At 35.8% G+C, this 17,957-nt stretch carries 12 protein-coding genes and 1 pseudogene; 12 read left to right on the top strand and 1 reads right to left on the bottom strand.

Annotation, left to right across the window (positions count from 1 at the left end; all coding sequences use genetic code 11):
* Window positions 1-168 precede the first annotated feature (168 nt).
* The 7 genes and pseudogenes from CQA43_RS09080 (at window position 169) to CQA43_RS09050 (ending at window position 9,056) form a co-directional block, all read left to right on the top strand.
* Entirely contained in the window at window positions 169-2,034 is a 1,866-nt protein-coding gene (locus CQA43_RS09080; protein WP_115552279.1) for an O-fucosyltransferase family protein, read from the top strand.
* A 44-nt stretch (window positions 2,035-2,078) separates the two neighbouring features.
* Window positions 2,079-3,485 carry a mannose-1-phosphate guanylyltransferase/mannose-6-phosphate isomerase gene (locus CQA43_RS09075; RefSeq protein WP_115552278.1) on the top strand — a complete coding sequence of 469 codons (1,407 nt, stop codon included), beginning with the start codon at window positions 2,079-2,081 and terminating at the stop codon, window positions 3,483-3,485.
* A gap of 11 nt (window positions 3,486-3,496) precedes the next feature.
* Window positions 3,497-4,582 carry a glycosyltransferase family 10 domain-containing protein gene (locus CQA43_RS09070; protein WP_115552277.1) on the top strand — a complete coding sequence of 362 codons (1,086 nt, stop codon included), beginning with the start codon at window positions 3,497-3,499 and terminating at the stop codon, window positions 4,580-4,582.
* A 9-nt stretch (window positions 4,583-4,591) separates the two neighbouring features.
* Entirely contained in the window at window positions 4,592-5,731 is a 1,140-nt protein-coding gene (gene gmd / locus CQA43_RS09065; protein ID WP_115552276.1) for a GDP-mannose 4,6-dehydratase, read from the top strand.
* Window positions 5,731-6,657 (top strand): GDP-L-fucose synthase family protein, encoded by a 927-nt coding sequence (locus CQA43_RS09060; RefSeq protein WP_115552275.1) that lies wholly within the window; start codon window positions 5,731-5,733, stop codon window positions 6,655-6,657. The genes gmd and CQA43_RS09060 overlap by 1 nt, the downstream gene beginning before the upstream one ends.
* Before the next feature lies 1 nt (window position 6,658).
* A pseudogene (locus CQA43_RS09055) lies at window positions 6,659-7,792 on the top strand (DegT/DnrJ/EryC1/StrS family aminotransferase); the annotation flags it as partial.
* Between the two features lie 217 nt (window positions 7,793-8,009).
* Window positions 8,010-9,056: a GDP-L-fucose synthase family protein gene (locus tag CQA43_RS09050; protein WP_115552274.1), complete on the top strand. Its 1,047-nt coding sequence runs from the start codon at window positions 8,010-8,012 to the stop codon at window positions 9,054-9,056.
* A 77-nt stretch (window positions 9,057-9,133) separates the two neighbouring features.
* Here CQA43_RS09050 and CQA43_RS09045 read toward each other — a convergent pair whose 3' ends face one another.
* Complete coding sequence (locus CQA43_RS09045) at window positions 9,134-10,534, bottom strand: glycosyltransferase family 2 protein (RefSeq protein ID WP_115552273.1); 1,401 nt, start codon at window positions 10,532-10,534, stop codon at window positions 9,134-9,136.
* Window positions 10,535-10,884: 350 nt separating this feature from the next.
* Here CQA43_RS09045 and CQA43_RS09040 point away from each other — a divergent pair, with 350 nt between their 5' ends.
* The 5 genes from CQA43_RS09040 to CQA43_RS09020 are packed head-to-tail and all read left to right on the top strand — an operon-like array spanning window position 10,885 to window position 17,910.
* Complete coding sequence (locus CQA43_RS09040) at window positions 10,885-11,292, top strand: adenylyltransferase/cytidyltransferase family protein (RefSeq protein WP_115552272.1); 408 nt, start codon at window positions 10,885-10,887, stop codon at window positions 11,290-11,292.
* Complete coding sequence (locus tag CQA43_RS09035; protein WP_181881679.1) at window positions 11,282-12,541, top strand: tetratricopeptide repeat protein; 1,260 nt, start codon at window positions 11,282-11,284, stop codon at window positions 12,539-12,541. The genes CQA43_RS09040 and CQA43_RS09035 overlap by 11 nt, the downstream gene beginning before the upstream one ends.
* Complete coding sequence (locus tag CQA43_RS09030) at window positions 12,538-13,548, top strand: tetratricopeptide repeat protein (protein WP_115552270.1); 1,011 nt, start codon at window positions 12,538-12,540, stop codon at window positions 13,546-13,548. Before CQA43_RS09035 ends, CQA43_RS09030 begins: the two co-directional genes overlap by 4 nt.
* Window positions 13,545-15,920: a glycosyltransferase gene (locus tag CQA43_RS09025; RefSeq protein ID WP_115552269.1), complete on the top strand. Its 2,376-nt coding sequence runs from the start codon at window positions 13,545-13,547 to the stop codon at window positions 15,918-15,920. Before CQA43_RS09030 ends, CQA43_RS09025 begins: the two co-directional genes overlap by 4 nt.
* Window positions 15,910-17,910: an O-fucosyltransferase family protein gene (locus CQA43_RS09020; protein ID WP_115552268.1), complete on the top strand. Its 2,001-nt coding sequence runs from the start codon at window positions 15,910-15,912 to the stop codon at window positions 17,908-17,910. The genes CQA43_RS09025 and CQA43_RS09020 overlap by 11 nt, the downstream gene beginning before the upstream one ends.
* The last annotated feature ends 47 nt before the right edge of the window (window positions 17,911-17,957 follow it).

Here is a 17,957-nt window from a genome sequence, read left to right as displayed (position 1 = left end):
CCCCAATAAAAGCAAAGAACAAGATGCTTACAAGGCTGGGCAGCAAAAAATCAAGAAACAACTCTCTTATCGTTTAGGGCATACTTTGGTTACCAGTTTAAGGTCATGGAAGATTTTTTTATTACCAATAATGCTATATAAAGACTACAAGGAATATAAAAATAACAAATGAATACTTCAACATTCCTTATTTCGGAACGTACAGATGGACTAGGAAGCAGACTAATCTCTTTGCTTACTACACTCTTTTTAGCTAAAAAACTAGGCGATATTCATTTAGCAAAATTTGTGTGGGAGGAAGGTCAGTTTTTAAAACAAAGGGAGCAGAATGTTAATTGGCAAGGCTCAAATGAGCAAAAAATTATAGGAGCGTCTTGTGATAAGAAAGAGAAAATCTTTTCTAAAAGATTTATAGAAAAATTTTATATTAAAGACTACGATAGAGGTTCTAGCTTAAATTTATGCCTTGGGCGACCTTTTCGGACTTTTAAGCAGTTTCAAGCAGCTTTTGAAAATCAACTTAAAGAAAGTTTTGTTTATGGTTTGAGTGATGTTTTTGGGGTTTTTTCTGATTTAACTCAACAAGATAGGGCAATTTTGTCTGAAACTTTCAAGGAAATTGAATTTTGTGATTCTTTGAGCATAATCATTGGTGAAGCAGAGAATCAAGCTAAGAATTTAGGCAATTTTTCTGCACTTCATGTTCGAAGTGGAGACACCATTTATGATTATTCCAATTTTCGCAAATGGAATATGGTAAGTGTTAAACACGCAACTTATGCAGAACTAGCTCTTAATATCGCAAAAAATTTAAAAGGAAAAGTTGTTTTAGTTGGTGATGATGTTACATCTTTGCGAAAAATCGTAGAGATTGCTAATCAAGATAATATCCTTTTTATTGAAAATTTCAAATCAAATCGAAACTATTCTAACATTGAAAATTTTCTTTTTGATATTATTTTTATGTCTCGAGCAAAAAGATTGTATGGCACGCACTCTGCTGTTGTGAGATTAGCTCATTATATTGGTAATCAAGAATTTATTAATAATTATTCTGTTTTTTCTCCAATAGAACAATACGAGTTTTTACAAAGAGATTATTCTAGTTTGAACTTAAGTAAATCACAAAAGGCGTTTTCCCTTTTTCATAAAATGATTTTATGTGAGGAAGTTGGAGGAGACACAAAATGCCTAATCTCTTATGCAAAGGAAGCCATAGGATTAGATTCTGCAAATCCGAAATTTAAGATTTATCTATTAAAGTATTTGATATTGCAGGATTTAAATCTAGCAAATAGTCAAGCAAAAGAGTATTTGCAAGAAAAAGATTTTTTTGATACATTATTTGTGAAAAGTGAAAATTGGTTTGGCATTGCTTATGCTCCTTTATTCCCAAACTTTACTAAACAAATCGTAAGCGAATATGCTAATCTATCCTATATTGCTTCTAAAATTTGTGAATTCCAAAAGAATTTTGAACAAACTCTAAAATTTGCTATAAAATCCTATGAAAAAGAACCTCAAAATGAAATGTTTAAAGAGCATTTGTTTAATGTATTGCTCCAAAAAGAAAAAGAAAAGAGCAGCCTAAACAAGCTAGCACTGAAAAAGTCATCAAAGAACAACCAAGTCCCTAGTATCTATCTCATAACCGCAAAACACAGAATCCACAATCATTTAGCCTACAAACTAGGTTCTGCAATGATTCTAAACTCTAAAAGTCTTTGGGGATATATACGAATGCCTTATGTGTTATCTTATATCAAAGAAACACATAGAAAAGAAATTGCAGATTATGAAGCAAGAGTTGCAAAGAATCCTAGCTTAAAACTTCCTCCTTTAGAATCCTATACAGATTACAAACAAGCCTTAAAAGAAAAAGAATGCTTTACTTATAAATTAGGTAAAGCACTCATTACTGCTAATTCTGTGCGGGGGGGGGGGCGAATCTTTGCTTATTTGCAATTTTTTCAAGAAGTGCGTAAGTTAAAGAAAGAGTTTAGGGGGAAGCATAAAGATTGCAAATTTTTATAATACTTAGGTATAATGTTGCTAATTTTAGATAGGAAAATTAATCTATGACAAACATTATTCTTTGTGGTGGAAGTGGGACAAGGCTTTTTCCGCTAAGCCGTTCTAACTTTCCCAAACAATTTTTAAAAATCTTTAATATTAATACAGGCAATGAGGGAGAGCAGCAAAATACGACAACGCAATCTCTTTTTCAACTCACCCTATTACGCAATGCAAAATTTTGCCAAGATTCCTTAATTGTTACAAATAATGAGCAATATTTCTTGAGTTTAGAACAACTTAGAGAAATTCAGAAAGATTCTAAGTTTATCCTAGAATCTTCTGCAAGAAATACTGCAGCAGCAATTATCCTAGCGTGTTTAGAATTGCCAGAAGATACGATTGTGTTAGTTACTCCAAGTGACCATCTTATCCAAGATGAAGCCTCTTATGCGCAATGCTTGCAAAAAGCATCAATTTTAGCACAAAAGGGACATTTGGTAACCTTCGGCATTACTCCTAATTTCCCAGAAACGGGTTTTGGCTACATTAAAGCAAAGGGCGAAGATGTAGAGAGCTTCAGAGAAAAACCGGATTTAAAAACTGCGCAAATGTATGTGGATTCTAAAGATTATTTTTGGAATTCAGGAATGTTTTGTTTTAAGGTTAAAACTCTGCTTGAAGAGTGCAAAGTTTATGCAAGAGAAATTTATGATTCCTGTGTAGCCGTTTCTACTTGCGCAGAAAGATTAGAAGATGTTGTTTATCTAAAGGATATGGATAAGATTCCATCAAATAGCATTGATTATGCCATTATGGAGCAATCTAAAAATGTAAAAATAGTGCCAAGCAACATTGCGTGGAGTGATGTCGGGAGTTTTGATTCTTTATTTAACACTTTTTCAAAAGATATACAAAACAACGCTATAGAGGCAAATGCTACCATACTTGAATCCTCAAACAATTTGATTTATTGCGATAATCCTAAAAAAGTGGTTGCTACTATTGGATTGCAAGATTCCATCGTGATAGACACGGGTGATTGTCTCCTAATATCCAAAAGGGGAGAATCCCAAAAAGTTAAAAATATCGTAGAAAAACTATCAAGTAAGGGTAACCTTTGCAAAACACATTTAACGACCTATCGTCCATGGGGAAGCTTCACAATCCTAGAGGATAACAAGGGATATAAAATCAAAAAAATTATCGTAAATCCGAGCAAACGACTCTCACTGCAAAAGCATTTTCACCGTAATGAGCATTGGATTGTTGTTAGTGGAACTGCAAAAGTAGAGATTGATGGAGAAGTTTCGCTTGTGCGCCCCAATGAATCTATTTATATTAAGATGGGGCACGCACATCGCTTAAGCAATGAGGGAAAAATTCCTATTGTTTTGATTGAAGCACAAGTTGGAGAATACACAGGCGAGGACGACATTGTAAGAATAGAAGATGATTTTAATAGAGAATAAGGGAAAGCGTAATGAAAGTCAAACTGAAAGATACTAATTTTTTGGAAATTTTAACATATCAGATTGTATGTTATATTCAAGTAGGGTTTGTTCAAATATTATGCTCCTTTATTCCATCAAAACAAATAAGACACAAGATTAGAAAGGCTTTATTTCCAAAAGAGGAGCCTTATTTATATTTAAAAACCAAAAAAGGTAGTAAATATCCTTTGTATATTCCTTCACCGCATTCTTTCTGTTCTAATCCCTCAGCAGTTTATAATGCCAAAGGTGAGAAATTATATGTTTTCTTTATCAGATCAGAGCATTATTGCGGGGGGGGGGCAAAAATTTATTGGGATATGCACAATATTAGCTTGCCTATACACTTTTACCAAGATGATTGCTGCTTTGAAACGATAGGAAATCCAATGAAAAGATATGCTTGGCTTGTAGAACCACCGGGTATAAAACCAAAGATTAATACAGCATTTCAAACCCAAGCCTTACACAAAGATTTTGATTTAGTCTTGACGCATTCGGATAAGTTGTTAGATACCTTGCCGAATGCGCGATTATTACCCTTTTGGAGTATTTGGTATGGTAATGAAGTTAGAAATAATCAAAAGGATAATCCAAGACTTGACAAAAATCTCTATTTGTTTAAGGAAAAAGATATTTCTATGGTGTGTTCTAACAAGCTCTTAACTCCTCTTCATCATATTAGGCATCACTTTGCCAAAAGGGCTTTGCAAAATAGCAAAGTTGATGTTTTTGGTGAATTTAACAATAAACCAATAATGTTTAAATCTCAATCTTTGGAACATTATCGCTACCAAATTGTTATAGAAAATGAGATTTCCTCTTTTTATTTTACAGAAAAGGTTTTAGATTGTTTTGCATCAATGACAATCCCTATTTATTTAGGAGCAACAAAGATTGATAAATTTTTCAATACAGACGGAATGATAATTTTAAAGGAGGATTCTGATTTAGATTCTATTTTAAAAACTTGTTGCAAAGAAGATTATGAAAATCGTTTAGCAGCAATAAAAGACAATTATCATCGTCTATTTAGCTATAATATAGAAAATAGTATTTTAGAATATATTAAATAAGGAGGGAAAATGGCAAAAAAAGCATTAATCACAGGTGTTACAGGGCAAGATGGAGCGTATTTGAGTGAATTTTTACTCAATAAAGGTTACGAAGTTCACGGCATTAAAAGGCGTAGCTCACTTTTTAACACCGATAGAATCGATCATCTCTTTGATGGACACCATAATAAGAAAATTCCATTTTACTTGCATTTTGGTGATATGACAGATTCTATGAATCTCACGCGTTTGATTGCAGAAGTCCAACCTGATGAAATCTATAATCTCGCCGCGCAAAGCCACGTAGCTGTAAGCTTTGAAACACCCGAATATACTGCAAATGCCGATGGAATAGGCACACTTAGAATCTTAGAAGCAGTAAAATTCTTAAATCTTATTGACAAAACGCGTATTTATCAGGCTTCCACCTCTGAACTCTTTGGCAAGGTGCAAGAGATTCCTCAAAGCGAGAGCACGCCCTTTTATCCCCGCTCTCCTTATGCAGTGGCGAAAATGTATGCGTATTGGATTACGGTGAATTACAGAGAAGCCTATAATATGTTTGCGTGTAATGGAATTTTGTTTAATCACGAAAGCCCCGTGCGAGGCGAAACCTTTGTAACACGTAAAATTACACGCGCAGCTTCTAAAATTGCACTCAATCTACAAGATAAGCTCTATCTTGGCAATTTAGACGCTAAACGTGATTGGGGACACGCAAAGGATTATGTCAAAATGATGTGGTTAATTTTACAACACGAAAAGGCAGAGGATTGGGTGATTGCCACAGGAAAAACAACACAAGTTAGAGACTTTGTGCGTTTAGCATTTGCCTATTGTGGTATCACATTAGCATTTCAAGGAAGTGGCGCAGATGAAAAAGGCGTTGTAAGTGCGTTAGATTCTGCTAAAGCAGTAAGTCTTGGATTAAATTTAGAGCATCTTAAAATCGGACAAGAAGTTGTTGCAGTAGATAAACGATATTTTCGCCCCACAGAAGTAGATTTACTTCTTGGCGACCCAAGCAAAGCTGAAAAAGAGTTAGGCTGGAATCGTGAATTTGACTTGAAAGATTTAGTCAATGATATGATGGAGAGCGATTTAAAACTAATGCGCAAAGATGTGTATCTCAAAGAAGGTGGATACAAAATTATGCGGTATTTTGAATAATGAAGATTTTAATCACAGGCGGAAGCGGAATGGTGGGACGCAATCTCTTAGAGAAATCCCAAAGTCTCTCTTATGAGATTCTCTTACCCACAAGAGCGCAAATGGATTTACTCTCACTTTCAAGCATACAGAGATTCTTAAAAGACAATAAGCCTGATTGTATTGTGCATTGCGCTGGGCTTGTGGGAGGTATCGCTGCAAACATCGCAAAACCTGTTGAGTTTCTATCAGAAAATGCCTATATAGGACTAAATCTCATCAATGAAAGCGTGAAAATAGGTATCAAGAGGTTTTTAAATCTCGCAAGCTCCTGTATGTATCCACGCAATGCACCAAATCCTCTCAAAGAAGAATATATTTTAACAGGGGAGTTAGAACCAACAAATGAGGGTTATGCCCTAGCTAAGATTCTTGCTACAAGAATGTGCGAATACATCACAAGAACACAAAATGGCTATTTATATAAAACTGCGATTCCGTGCAATCTCTATGGCAAATATGATAAGTTTGAACCTACAAGAGCGCATTTAATCCCCGCCGTGATTGCAAAAATCCATAATGCTAAGCAACAAAATTTAAAAGAAGTAGAGATTTGGGGCGATGGAAGTGCAAGGAGAGAATTTATGTATGCGGAAGATTTAGCGGATTTTGTCTTTTATGCACTAGAAAACTTTGAAAAAATGCCACAAAACCTCAATGTCGGCTTAGGATATGATTATAACATCAATGAATATTATCAAACTATCGCTAAAATAATTGGATACGAGGGAGAGTTTTGCCACAATATACAAAAACCTAGCGGAATGCAGCAAAAACTCATTGACAATACGCGCTTAAAAGCATTTGGTTGGAATCCAAAAACAACACTTGAGAGTGGAATCCAAAAAACCTATGAATATTTTTTAACACAACAAGGAAAGGAATAAAATGCAAAATTATCCATTAGCCTCATCAACTTGGGATAATAAAGAGTTAGATGCTATACAAGGAGTTGTGAAAAATGGTATTTTCACAATGGGTGAGAAAGTGGCAGAGTGTGAGAGAGATTTTGCAACATTTATAGGCTCAAAATACGCAGTAATGACAAGTTCGGGCTCTACGGCAAATCTCATCGCCACCGCTGCACTTTTTTATACCAAAAATCCTAAACTTAAAAGGGGCGATGAAGTCATTGTTCCTGCAGTTTCTTGGAGCACGACTTATTATCCTCTGTATCAATATGGGTTGAAGCTGAAATTTGTAGATATAAACTTGCATACGCTTAATTATGATTTGAGAGCTTTAAAAGAGGCAATCAGTGAGCAAACAAAGATGATAATGTGTGTGAATCTGCTAGGGAATCCTAATGATTTTAGCACAATCTTTAAACTCATTGAGGGCAAGAATATCATTGTTTTAGAAGATAATTGCGAGTCTATGGGGGCGGAATTTGAGGGCAAACAAGCAGGGACATTTGGTGTTATGGGGACATTCTCAACCTTTTATTCTCATCATATTGCAACAATGGAAGGTGGATTTGTCGTAACAGATGATGAAGAGCTTTATCATATTTTACTCTGCTTGAGGGCACACGGTTGGACAAGGAATTTACCCAAAGACAATTTAGTTGCGCCTAAAAGTGAGGATTGGTTTAGCGAATCTTTTCGCTTTATCTTACCCGGATATAATGTGCGTCCAGTGGAAATGAGCGGGGCTATTGGCATAGAGCAGATTAAAAAACTGCCACATTTTTTAAAACATCGCAGAGAAAATGCAAAAATCTTCCAAAAGTATTTTGCAAATCACCCCGATTTTATTATTCAAAAGGAAATAGGTTCTAGCTCTTGGTTTGGATTCTCTCTTATAATCAAGCCAGATTCTGCACTCACAAGAAAAGAAGTGATACAAAAGCTAGAGGCAAACAATATTGAATACCGCCCGATTGTTACGGGAGATTTCACACAAAATGAAGTAATGAAATATTTTGATTATGAAATTTTTGGTGAGCTAAAAAATGCGAAAATTTTGCATAAAAATGGATTTTTTATAGGAAATCACCATATTAATGTAGAACCTTACATTTTGCATTTAGCAGAGAGTATCGGGGGGGGGGCATTAAATAGATTCCTCTCCTTTGTTGCCTTTTATACTGCTTTTGTTTATATTTTTTTGCCCCATTCTCATTTTGCAAAAGCCCAAATAAAAATCCTTATAGCTTGCTTATTGCATATTTATATACGCGCTTACTTTAATCAATCTAAACCCACGCTCTCAATCTGCACAATTTTAAAGGAAGCAAATGCAAAAAGATTGTAAAATCTATGTTGCAGGGCATAGGGGACTTGTGGGGAGTGCAATTTATAGAGAACTTCAAAATCAAGGTTATACTAATTTACTGATTAAAACCCATAAAGAGCTAGATTTGACACAATCGGAGTGTGTGAGTGCATTTTTTGCCAAAGAGCAGCCTGAATATGTATTTTTATGTGCGGCAAAAGTGGGTGGGATTCTAGCAAATAACACTTATAGAGCGGAATTTATTTATGAAAATCTTGCCATTCAAAATAATATTATCCACAATGCGTATATAAGCGGTGTGAAAAAAATGCTTTTTCTTGGCTCAACTTGCATTTATCCCAAAAATGCCCCACAACCCATTACGGAAGATTCTTTACTCACAAGCGAGCTAGAATACACTAATGAACCCTATGCGATTGCCAAAATTGCAGGACTTAAAATGTGCGAATCTTATAATCTCCAATATGGCACAAATTTTATTTGCGCAATGCCAACAAATCTTTATGGCGAAAATGATAATTTTGACTTGGAAAAATCTCACGTTCTGCCTGCATTACTTAGAAAAATACATCTTGCTAAACTTTATTATCAAAATAAGCAAGATGAAATCTTGCGAGATTTAAAAATGCAAAATTTTGAGGAAGCTAAAAATTATCTCCACCACTTTGGAATCCAACCTAATTCTGTGGAAATTTGGGGCAGCGGGAATCCTAGAAGAGAATTTTTATATGTGCAGGATTTGGCAAACGCGTGCGTGTTTATTATGCAAAATTTAAACTTTAAAGATTTATATGCCAAAGATTCTACACAAATACGCAATACGCAAATTAATATTGGCACAGGCGAGGATATTTCTATCAAAGATTTAGCGTATTTAATCAAAGAGATTGTGGGATTTAAAGGGGAGATTTGCTTTGATACTAGCAAACCCGATGGTACAATGCGCAAATTAAGCGATGTAAGCAAAATCCACTCTTTGGGTTGGAGGGATTCTATCGGATTAGAGCAAGGAATCAAAGAAGTGTATGAATGGTATCAGCGAAAGTAGTTTGTGATTATTATCACGAGATGCAAAGACTCACCTTTTGCGATTTTATATAAGCAGAATCTTTCAAGGACCAGCAGTCAGTCAAAGCATAATTTTGTGAGTTTCCTCCCAATCCTAAAAGACAAATGTTTCTTTAAATGTTCCGATTCTTTGAAATCCCAATAATCTTGCAAAGAGTTTGCATTCTCTATGTTTTTTAGCTTTTTGTATCTCTGCAATACCCGATAAATCACCCCAAAACTTTTTAAAAAATTTGAAATGCTTTTGAAGCTTGAAAGTGTGGCTAATCCTAACTGATACTCTAGGCTTTGATGTAAGAGTGCATACGCACCGATTTTTTGTTCTTTTGCATAGGGTTTGATTTTTGCTAGTAGGGGCAGGAAACCCATAGGGTCAGCTTGGAAGCTTTCTAAATTCATCGCCAACATACATAAGCGATTCAAAATGTTTTGCTTTAGAATTGCACAAGTTTGAGGTTCTATCTTTCCGCTTTCCATTTGTCTAAAAATATCTCCTAGCATTGTTGCGGCACTTCCAGCACGACAATATTTGTGCAAAAGCATAGGATTCCCGCAAAAATCTTTCAAATAGCATTGAAGTTGTTTTGGAATGTTTTTAAGCCCCGTCTTGCCCCCATAATTTGTCATACTATGGGGGTGAATACGATAAAAATAAAGTTTTTGGGGAAAAATAAAAATACATTGACTTTGAGCAAGAAGCAAAAGCCAAAAGTGATGGTCTTCCTCCAAAGGAACATTTGCAAATTTGAGTGAAATGGCTTGCAAAAACCTAAAATCAAGCATTCCTTGCCAAGTAAAAGCATACCATTTTCGTTCTACTAGCTTGCTTTGTGTAAATAATGCCGCAGGTGTAATCTTGCATTCCTCGCAGAAGCCATATTTTGTAAGTGGAGTTGGCTTTTTTGCGGAATCGTAGTTAAGATTTCCTTCGTATTTTCGCTGAAAATCAAACCAAAGCACATCTACCCCTCGCATTCTCTTAACGCATTGTTCTACACAATCTAGCTCTATATAGTCATCACTATCTACGAATTGCAAATAGTCAATGATTGGAATCTCTAGCGAACTTTTAAGGCTATAAATGGTGTGGATTTGGTAGAGATTCTCTCCTATTATTTGATAGGAATGCAAAGAATCTGCGTCCTTTGTGGATTCCTTTGTGATTGCCACAAGCTCCCCACTGAAAAACTCTATTCCCGCATTTCTAGCATTTGCTTGTCCGCCATTTTCCTTATCAATAATTGTGATTCTGCTGTCTTTTTGTGCATATTCTTTGGCTATTTGCAAGCTAGAATCTGTGCTTCCATCGTTAATTAAAAGAATTTCTAAGTTTTTATAGGTTTGATGAAGGATACTTTCTAGGCATTCTCTTAAATATTTTTCTACATTATAGATAGGGATAATAATGCCAACTACCTTATTTCCATATTCATTGGAATTGGATTTAGTTTTTTGCATTTATTCCTTTTATATTCGTGTTTTTTGAAGAACTCTTAATAGCTTGAATGAATTTATCAATACTTTCTTTTTCTATTGAAAATTATAGTTTTCAATACATATATTTTCTTGTGTGGGAAATGGAGTATGCAGGATTATTAGGAATCGCAAAGCACATCATAGCTCGCAAATATGAGTTGATGAGAAAACACTTCGTGTGTTTTATTCAATAAAGTTTAAAATTTAGATGAATTTAACCTATGATTCCTCCTTAAATCATTTGGTATGTAATTTTAAGAATTTATAATATATAATGGCGGGTTTGAAAACTATAATTTTCAATACAAAATTTGGATTAATTGTAGGCATTAATGATTTTAGAGCGCAAAAGAGTTTTGACATTTGGAACTTTTGATTTATTTCATTTTGGGCATTTAAAGCTTTTAGAAAGAGCTTCAAGATTGGGAGATGAGCTTTTTGTCGGCATTTCCTCTGACGCATTGAATTTTTCAAAAAAGGCGCGCAATCCCATTATGAACGAGATTGAGAGGGCGCATATTGTTGCTTCTTTGAAATTTGTCAATAGTGTTTTCTTAGAAGAGTCTTTGGAGTTAAAAAGAGAGTATTTATTGCGTTATGAAGCAGATATTTTAGTAATGGGTGATGATTGGGCAGGAAAATTTGATGATTTTAGAGATATTTGTCAAGTCGTGTATCTGCCTAGAACGCAAAATATTTCCACAAGCGAACTTTTACAAAGAATTAAAAATGACTTTTAAAAAGATTTTCCAAAAGACTTATCGGGAAAGCAGAGGAGCGAATCCTTTGACTTTTGTTTTTTGTCTATTGGCGCAAGTTTATATGCAAAGTCTAAAAACCCATTCTAAAGCCTTTTTGATTCTTAAAAACTTACAATTTTTCAAACAAAGAATCGCGGAATTTTATTTCGCAGAGATTTTTTATTTTTATGGGGATTTCACGCGGAGTTTAAAGCATTTGGATTGTTTTTTGAAATCTAATCCCAACCACGCAGACGCGATTTACCTGCAAGTAATGTTGCTAGCTTATTTGGGTTGCAAGCAAGAAGCCTTTTTATCTTTGGAGCATCTCTTGCAAAAATCCAAAAGGCTAAAGACTTGGATAATTCTTGCAAAAATTATCCAAGATTCTAAGGATTTAGAGGCTGCCAAGCAGATTTTAAGTAATAATCTTTATCGTCTTGAAAGATTTAAGCCGCACCAATGGGAGATTCTAAAGCACCTCGCAAATGCAGCTGCTAGAATCGGGGAATATAAAGAAGCTAAAAGACTTTTTAAGGAATCTTTATTTTTGCAAGGCAACTCTAAGAATCTTATCACAAAAGAAGTAATGGATTTAAAAAGTGCAAAAGAGGCATTAGAGGATTTGCGGAATCTCTTAGAAGCAAACGAAATCCAAATGTTTTTGGTCTCTGGCACATTTCTAGGTTGCGTGCGTGAGCATAATTTCATTTCCTATGATAAGGATATAGATGTTGGGATTTACAAGCAAGATTTGCAAAAAGCAAGAGAGGTTCTACAAAAAAGTAAGAATTTCAAGCTCAATACTCTTTTTAAAAATTATCAAGGTGGTGTGCAGATTCGCCATTTAAACAACACTTATATTGATGTTTTTGCGCATTATGAGGAGCGGGGGAGGATTTATCACGATGGAGATTATGTGCGGTGGTGGAATACACCTTTTAAGCTTGCGCCTTATGAGTTTTTGGGTAAGCAATATCTAGCACCAAAAAACTATACTTTGTATTTGAAAGAAAACTATGGCGAATGGAAAACCCCAAAAGATTCTGCGCAATATGAGACTTTTTTGACCACTCCGAATATGGAAATTACAAATAAACAATGGTTTATTTGTTCGCTTTATAATCTGCTTTTTGAAGTGTTTTCTATGCGCAATGAAAGCAAAATTTTAGAAAGATTAAGAGAACTAGGCGAAAAGGATTTCGTGCAAGAGTATTTAGAATTTAAACAAGGAATTACAACAGAATGAAAGTATTAATTTTTTATCCTTTTTATTTTTATGCGATGAAAATTTATCATAAAGATAAAGACTATGAAAAAGCAAATAAGTTTTACCAAATTGCAGAGAGGTTTTGCCCAAACCATACAGAGAATTTGTTTAAAATCGGAATGTGCTATAAAAAATGCAAAAATTACAAAGAAGCAAGTCAGTATTTTGAAAAAGCACTAGAGTTAGACTCTGAAAACGAAAAATACAAAGAACAATTCCAAATTGCGAAAATGAGGGATTTTGCACTTTTTGCTCCCACAAAGCTTTGGTGGCAAGAAATCATCGCCATAGAGGAGGAAATCAAACAAAAAGGGGAGAGCTATGGCAAATGCCTAAATCTCGCAGAGGATTGTATAGCAATGCACTATTATGATAAAGCAGTCAAAGCTTACAAAAGAGCTATTGCGCTGTGCGAACACAAGGAAAATCTTGCACAACTTTATTATGAAATGGGATATGCTTATGAGAATTTATCAGACGAAGTGAGTTTAAGATTAGCCAAAGAAACTTATGCACAAGCGATTAAATTAGATGAGGAGTTAGAATCCAAGAGATATGGAATCGGGGTTTTTCACTTTGCAAAAGAGCGATGGAGGTTTGCTAATCGTGCTTTTTTGGAGCAACTGCACTCTTGCGATTCTGATGATTTGCTACTTAAAAAAATAGGCGAAAGCTTTGAGTGGCTTTATGATTGGCAAAATGCTATGAAATATTATCAAGAATCCTTGAAACTCAATTATCAAAACCCGCAAACACATTTTCGGCTTGGATTTGTTCAGGAGCGTATGGGAGATTTAAAAGGTGCGGTAGAATCCTACACGCAAGGTGTCAATCGCAACAATGATTTGAATAACTATTGGATTTATCGTTTGGGATTCTGTCTCTCCTCACTCCAAGACTTTGAGGGTGCGACATATGCATTTTTAAATCTCCAAACAACGAATGCATACCCACTATTAGTCGGGGGGGGGGGGAATTATAAATGATACATTCCTTGAAGAATCAAAGCTTTAAACAAAGGGCGCTTTATACGCATTATTATGAAACTCTCCCTTTGAACGACAAGACGATTTTGTATGAGAGTTTTCACGGGAGATTGATGAGCTGCAATCCTTATGCGATTTTTAAGTTTTTATTAAATGACGAGCGGTTTAAGGATTTCACGCATATTTGGGTGATTGAAAGTAGTGATTATATCAAAAGAGAGTATTGGAGGCTAAAGAATCTCATTTGTGTCAAACGCGGAAGTAATTTGTATCTGCGCTATCTTGCAAGTGCAAAATACCTTATCAACAACACGACTTTTCCTTATTATTTCATTCGCAAAGAGGGGCAATTCTATCTCAACACTTGGCACGGCACTGCGATGAAAAGTCTTGGAAAATACATCAAAACAACCTTTTTAGAGCATAGTAATACACAAAGAAACTTCTTGCAAACCACACACATTATCAATCCTAACGCATTTATGCAAAAAGTGCTTTTAGAGGATTATGGGATTTCTAAGATTTATTGTGGCAAGGCTTTGCTTAGCGGTTATGCAAGGATAGATTTGACTTTGCAAGAGACAAATAAGCAAAGATTAAGAGAACATTTTGGAATAAAAGAGGGAGAAAAGGTGCTATTGTATGCGCCAACTTATAGAGGATTCTTTGGGCAAGCAGAGTTTGAGTACGCGACCATCACGAGGCTCTTGCAAGAGCTCTCCGTAATGTCCTTTAAAATCCTTTTTAAAGGACATTACGAAACTCTTAAGTATATAGAGAAAGAAGACTTAAGAATCTGTGATGCCAATGATAGAGAGATAGATACCAACGAGCTTTTAAGCATTGTAGATATTTTAATCACGGATTATAGCTCCATTGCATTTGACTTTATGCCCCTTGATAGACCGATTCTGTATTATGCGTATGATTATGCGCAATACAAAAAAGAACGGGGTGTGTATTTTGGCTTTGAGGAGCTAGGGCTAAAATACTGCAAGAGTATAGAGGAAGTCAAAGTGCTTTTGGGCGATACGAAGTTTTTGAGTGCGAAAAATCGCTACACGCATCTTAAGGAGCGGTTTTTCCCGCTAGAAGATGGCAATTCTACACAAAGAATCGTAGATTTCTTTTTCTTTGATAGATACGATTCTAGCAAACTCTATCAAGTGCAGCCTCAAAAGCCAAAAATCTTAATGTTTCAAGGGCATTTTATGCCCAATGGGATTGGAAGTGCGTTTAAGAATCTCATTGCGCATTTGCGCCAAGAGTATGATTTCTTTGTTAGCGTCAATGGCGGGCAGATTGCGCCTTATCCCGAGCGACTAGCGATTTTTGATTCTATTAGGGACAAGGTAGAGATTCTACCAGCAGTAGGCACACTAAACCTTGATATACAAGAAAAATGGCTGCTTGGAGGGGAGTTCGTAGGAGAGAGAAATAACGAGCAGGAATCCCTCGTGCAAAAGGCTTGGGAGAGAGAATGGCGCAGAGTGTATGGAGAATGTGAGTTTGATTGCTGTATCAATTATGAAGGATATAGTTTGTATTGGGCATTTTTGTATGCGTATGCACCGCTAAAGCGCAAGTATATTTTCTTGCACAATACAATGCAAGGAGAGTTTTATAAAAAATTCCCTCAATTAGAGGGAATTTTTTACCTTTATAAAAGATTTTCCAAGCTCCTAAGCGTAAGTGAAGCAACTAATGCGCAAAACAGGGAGGATTTATCCGATAAATATGGAATCACTAAGGACAGATTCTGCACTTTGCACAATTTCATCAACGCTGATGAGGTGCTAAGGAAGTCCGCGATTCCATTAGAAAAGGAAATAGAGCGCAAATGCTTTAAGCAAGGCTATAGGGTCTTTATTAATATTGCGCGGCTTTCTATTGAAAAAGACCAAACAAGCTTGATTTTGGCTTTTGCTAGAATAAGCAAGGAGATTCCTAAACTTACTTTGTTGATTTTGGGGGAGGGGGCGTTGAGGGAGCAATTAGAGAGGCTTATTGTAAGGCTTGGAATGAAAAATAAAGTCTTTTTGCTTGGATTCCAAGCCAATCCTTATAATTTCCTTAAAAAAGCCGATTTTTTTGCGCTTTCCAGCGAGCACGAGGGGCAAGCCCTCGTGCTCGCTGAAGCGATAATACTAAAGCGTCCGATTCTTTGCACAGATTTTACTTGTGCGAGGGATTTTTTAGGCGAACACGATGAATACGGGCTTGTTGTCCCAAGAGGAGAGGAGGGAATCTATCAGGGGTTAAAGCGAATGCTACAATCCCCACTTACTTTTAAAGAGTTTGATAGTGAGGGATATAATCAAAGGCTACTTGGACAATACCGCACGATTCTAGGAGGGGGTGATGATATTTAAGCAAGAGGATTTGCAAGAAATCCACCTCAACAAAACTTCCTTTGGCTACACATTGGAGCAAGAAACGTGGTTGGATTGCCTGTGGCTTAGAAATATTGGAGCAAACGACTTAGGGCATTTGAAAATCACAATCAATGGCTTAAGAATTTTTCCGCGACTAGAAATAAACGAAAAAGAAATATGGATTCTTTTGAATCAAGAATTTGAAGTGAAAAGTTTTGCAATAGAGCTTTTAGGCGACTTTAGTATTAAGGCTTACAAGAGGAAAAAGAATCTTTTAATCGCAGGGCGAGACGATGCCTTTGGCAGTAGAATGAGTGCTTTTGTAACTGCGATTTATCTTGCGGAGAAATTGGGATTTAAATTCGGGTTTGTTTGGTCGCAACTAGACAAGGATAAAAGCGGGGTTTTTATGGAATCTGCTGAAGAGCTTTTTGAAAGGGAGTTTTTACAAAAGCATAATTATTCCGATGTTCTCCCCTTGCGCGGGGCGGGCAATACTTTGTGCTTTAAGACTTTGCAAGAATTGCAAGAAAAGCCTTGTAGGGAAGTTTGGGGAACTTGGGTAATGAATTATTATATCCCGACAAAGGCGAATCTTGCAGATTTGAATACGAGCGAATACAAGGAATCTTTTTATAAGATTTTTTCTAACTTGCCGATGAAGCCTCGCTACAAGGAGCAGATTGCTAATGCTAGGGCAAAAGCGGCTTTAATAGGTGATTTTGTCGCCCTGCATATGCGAAGCGGGGATTCCATAGAGACGCAATATAGGAGATTTGTGTTTTGTCCTGTTATCCATAAATACTTTTTTCCTGTGGATTTGGTGATTTTTGCGGCAAGACATTTTATCAAGCTTGGCTTTAAAGTTTTGCTTTTTGGAGCGGATTCTAAGGCAAACGAAGCAGTATCTAAGGTTTTGGACGATGAGGTAAAGAGTGGAAATTTCATCAACGCGCAAACTTGGAGCGAGAATTTGAATGAGACACAGAGAACGATTTTTGAAGTGTGTTTGATGGCTGAAGCGAAAAAAACGATTGCGAATCATTCCACATTTTCTAAATTTGCTGCTTTTTTGGGGTCGCAAAATGAGCTTTTGAACTTCAATGTCTATTTCACGCAAAAAGAGCTTTATAATGCTTTTATTGTCCCAAAAATGAAAGATTATTTGGATATTTCTAATGTGCAAAAAAGTGTGAGTTGCGCTTATGCTTACTCTTTGGGGCGGCAAATTGGAGTGAGCTTTGAGGAGCGCATTAGGCTTTTGTGGTTGGCTTTGGAATTTGATATGTGCAATAGTGCGTATCGTGTGATGTTAGTAGAGGAGTTTTTAAGACAGAAGCAAATCTACCGCGCAGAAAAATATCTTGAAAATGTGATAAATGAGAGGGGAGAAGAATATCTTGCGTCCTTGCTGCTTGTTTTGTGGAATACACATATTGTTTTTAAAGAGCAATTTAAAGCTTACTTGGAAAATGCAAAGGAGGAATTTCCCTACATTTGCTTTTGCGCGGCTAAAATTTGCTTTTTTAATGGAAATATCACGCAAGCCAAAAAAATTATGGATTTAGCACGGATTAAGGAATCGCAAAATGAAATGTTTTTGAGCTTCATTCCCTTTCTTAAAGAGGCGGATTCTAAGGTTGCGTTCCTAACCGCAAAACACAGAATCCACAATCATTTAGCCTACAAACTAGGTTCTGCAATGATTCTAAACTCTAAAAGTTTATGGGGATATATACGAATGCCTTATGTGTTATCTTATATCAAAGAAACACATAGAAAAGAAATTGCAGATTATGAAGCAAGAGTTGCAAAGAATCCTAGCTTAAAACTTCCTCCTTTAGAATCCTATACAGATTACAAACAAGCCTTAAAAGAAAAAGAATGCTTTACTTATAAATTAGGTAAAGCACTCATTACTGCTAATTCTGTGCGGGGGGGGGGGGCGAATCTTTGCTTATTTGCAATTTTTTCAAGAAGTGCGTAAGTTAAAGAAAGAGTTTAGGGGGAAAAGAAAATGAGATTCTATTGCGT

The organism is Helicobacter ganmani, assembly GCF_003364315.1.
GTDB classification, from domain to species: domain Bacteria; phylum Campylobacterota; class Campylobacteria; order Campylobacterales; family Helicobacteraceae; genus Helicobacter_D; species Helicobacter_D ganmani.
Note: the sequence above shows the minus strand (reverse complement) of the source record. Positions and strands in the feature narration are given on the sequence as shown.

Bases quoted from the DNA above. Each gene is read 5' to 3' on its own strand.
- CQA43_RS09080 (WP_115552279.1), top strand. From the start codon at position 169: ATGAATACTTCAACATTCCTTATTTCGGAACGTACAGATGGACTAGGA.
- CQA43_RS09075 (WP_115552278.1), top strand. From the start codon at position 2,079: ATGACAAACATTATTCTTTGTGGTGGAAGTGGGACAAGGCTTTTTCCG.
- CQA43_RS09070 (WP_115552277.1), top strand. From the start codon at position 3,497: ATGAAAGTCAAACTGAAAGATACTAATTTTTTGGAAATTTTAACATAT.
- gmd (WP_115552276.1), top strand. From the start codon at position 4,592: ATGGCAAAAAAAGCATTAATCACAGGTGTTACAGGGCAAGATGGAGCG.
- CQA43_RS09060 (WP_115552275.1), top strand. From the start codon at position 5,731: ATGAAGATTTTAATCACAGGCGGAAGCGGAATGGTGGGACGCAATCTC.
- CQA43_RS09050 (WP_115552274.1), top strand. From the start codon at position 8,010: ATGCAAAAAGATTGTAAAATCTATGTTGCAGGGCATAGGGGACTTGTG.
- CQA43_RS09045 (WP_115552273.1), bottom strand. From the start codon at position 10,534: ATGCAAAAAACTAAATCCAATTCCAATGAATATGGAAATAAGGTAGTT.
- CQA43_RS09040 (WP_115552272.1), top strand. From the start codon at position 10,885: ATGATTTTAGAGCGCAAAAGAGTTTTGACATTTGGAACTTTTGATTTA.
- CQA43_RS09035 (WP_181881679.1), top strand. From the start codon at position 11,282: ATGACTTTTAAAAAGATTTTCCAAAAGACTTATCGGGAAAGCAGAGGA.
- CQA43_RS09030 (WP_115552270.1), top strand. From the start codon at position 12,538: ATGAAAGTATTAATTTTTTATCCTTTTTATTTTTATGCGATGAAAATT.
- CQA43_RS09025 (WP_115552269.1), top strand. From the start codon at position 13,545: ATGATACATTCCTTGAAGAATCAAAGCTTTAAACAAAGGGCGCTTTAT.
- CQA43_RS09020 (WP_115552268.1), top strand. From the start codon at position 15,910: ATGATATTTAAGCAAGAGGATTTGCAAGAAATCCACCTCAACAAAACT.